Source organism: Halolamina salina (assembly GCF_042678005.1).
GTDB lineage: Archaea > Halobacteriota > Halobacteria > Halobacteriales > Haloferacaceae > Halolamina > Halolamina salina.
The window spans coordinates 5,258-7,424 of sequence record NZ_JBHUDH010000111.1; the positions used below are offsets into that span (position 1 = coordinate 5,258).

A 2,167-nucleotide genomic window follows, 5' to 3' on the forward strand; every position below is an offset into this window, starting at 1 on the left:
GCCGCCCGCGACGAACTCGACGACTACGTCGATCGCGTGCTGCTGGCCGAGGACTGATCCGTCCCTCGGCGTGTCGCTTCTCTTCAGACGCCGAGTTCGTCGACCAGTTCGTGAATCTCCGCGACGGTCAGGTCCAGCCGCGTGCTCCGGCGAGGCCGGCTTTAACCCTCGTCCGGGCCAAGCGCGCGTATGGTCTCGAACACGCGGCTGTACGGCGCCGCGATCGCCGTCGTCTCCGGCGCCTACTCGCTGTGGAGCGCGTCGGTCGGGCCGATGGGAACCGGCGGCTGGCTGATGCTCGCGCTGGGCGCCGTCGTGCTCGTCCACGGCGCGCTGTTGCTGACCGACTACGCCGACCGGCTCGGCGACGCCAGCGGCCCGCTGATGATCGCGTACGCGGTCCTGATGCTATTGAACCAGACCCTACTCGGAACGGGGATGATCGACGGAATGGATGGCGGAATGAACGGCGGCATGGGTGGCGGGATGCAGGGCGGCACGACCATGCCGAGCGCCGGGATGGGCTGGGACGCCGGGATGGTGGCGCTCGCGCTGCTGATGCTGCTCAGCGGCGTCATCATGACGCAGGACGACTCCTCGGACGGCGGGATGTAGACGGGGCGGGCGGCCGCTACCCGAGTTTGTCGACGAACGGTGCGACGCGTTCGTGCCCGAACTGGGCCGCCTCGCCCCCGTCGACGCGGCGCACGAGCGTGCGGGCGGGGGCGTCCGGGTCGGACGCGTGCGGTCGCAGCGAGTCGTGGCCCACGCCGCCCGCGAGCAGGACGACCGGAGCCTCCGGCGCCCGTACTTCCAGCACGAACAGTCGCGTCCCGTCCACGTCGACGTACTGGACCTCGGTCCGGTAGGTAGCGTCGTCGTCGACGGCCGCCGCCAGTTCGTCCGCGGCGTCGCCCGGGACGGTGAAGCTCAGCGTCACCGGATCGTCGCTCCCCCGGACCGTCGCGTGGTCGGCTACGACTTCGACGACCTCGCGGCCCTCCTCGCGGTACGTCGCCGCGGTCGATCCCACGACGTTGCGGACGCGCGTCCACGCCGCAGCGAGAGGATGATCGCCCGACATCGTCAGCCCCCGGCCCCGCTGGCGGCCGCGCTGGCCTCCTCCTCGTTCTCGAGGTTGGTCTCTGAGTCGATCGCGTCGCGGATCCCGTCGCCGAGCGCGTTGAACCCCGTCACGACGATCACGATCAGCACGCCCGGCATCACCGCGATGTGCCACGAGACGGTCGTGAGCAGGGGTTGGCCGACGTTGACGAGCCGGCCCCACTCCGGCGTGGGCGCGGTGACGCCCAGCCCGAGGAAGGAGAGGCCCGCGGCGCCGATGATGATGCCGCCGAGGCTCATCGACGCGTACACCAGCAGGTAGCCGACGACGAACGGGAAGATGTGCCGCAGCATCGTCCGCGGCGAATCGAGGCCGTAGCCGTCGGCGGCGTCGACCCACGCGCGCTCGGACACCTGCAGCGCCGGCCCACGGACCGCGCGCCACAGCGACGGCCAGCCCGTCAGCGCGAAGATCAACGAGAGCAGCACCGCGCCGTTGTACAGCCCGGCGATCCACGTCTGGGAGAGCACCACCGAGAGCATGATCACCACCAGCAGCTGGGGCAGCGACTGGGTCGCGTCGCTGAGCAGGACGATCGCGAGATCGACCAGCCCGCCGTAGTACGCGCTGATCAGCGCGAGTGCCGCCGAGACGGCCGCGCTGACGGTGATCGCGACCAGCCCGATGAACAGCGACACCCGCGCGCCGAGCGCGACCGCGGTGAACAGGTCCTGTCCCGACGGGAGCGTGCCGAACGGGTGGTAGCGGTTGTACCGGTCGTAGCTGAACAGCCCGACGTTGCGCTCCGGGATCCCCTGCGAGGTGGAATCGAGATTCGCCTGCCCGACCGTCACCGTCTGCACCGCGCCGGCGTCCTCGTCGTAGTAGCTCACCTCGTAGCTGAACGGGTCCTCGACGTTGCGCTCCATCGTCGTCGGGCCGAGCGCGGGCGCGAACAGCGCGAGGATCAGGAACAGCACCACGACGACCAGCCCGAACTGCCCCCAGCGGTGGCGGGCGAACCCCCGGACCGCGTCGTCGCGGGGGGTCCAGTCGGCGGCGCGGTACTCCTGCCGGTAGATGCGCAGTCCCCAGACGGCC

Annotated in this window: 3 protein-coding genes; 1 reads left to right on the top strand and 2 read right to left on the bottom strand. The window is 70.7% G+C overall.

The features are described 5' to 3' along the window. The first annotated feature begins 189 nt into the window (after window positions 1-189). Complete coding sequence (locus tag ACFR9S_RS09905) at window positions 190-615, top strand: hypothetical protein (protein WP_379731645.1); 426 nt, start codon at window positions 190-192, stop codon at window positions 613-615. 16 nt (window positions 616-631) lie between these two features. On the opposite strand, the gene ACFR9S_RS09910 is transcribed toward ACFR9S_RS09905, so the two are convergent. Further along, the gene (locus tag ACFR9S_RS09910) at window positions 632-1,084 is read right to left on the bottom strand and encodes a DUF7529 family protein (protein WP_379818530.1); all 453 of its coding nucleotides are present in this window, start codon (window positions 1,082-1,084) and stop codon (window positions 632-634) included. Window positions 1,085-1,086: 2 nt separating this feature from the next. Continuing rightward, the coding region (locus ACFR9S_RS09915; RefSeq protein WP_379818531.1) for an ABC transporter permease at window positions 1,087-2,167 on the bottom strand (1,081 nt) is incomplete at its 5' end.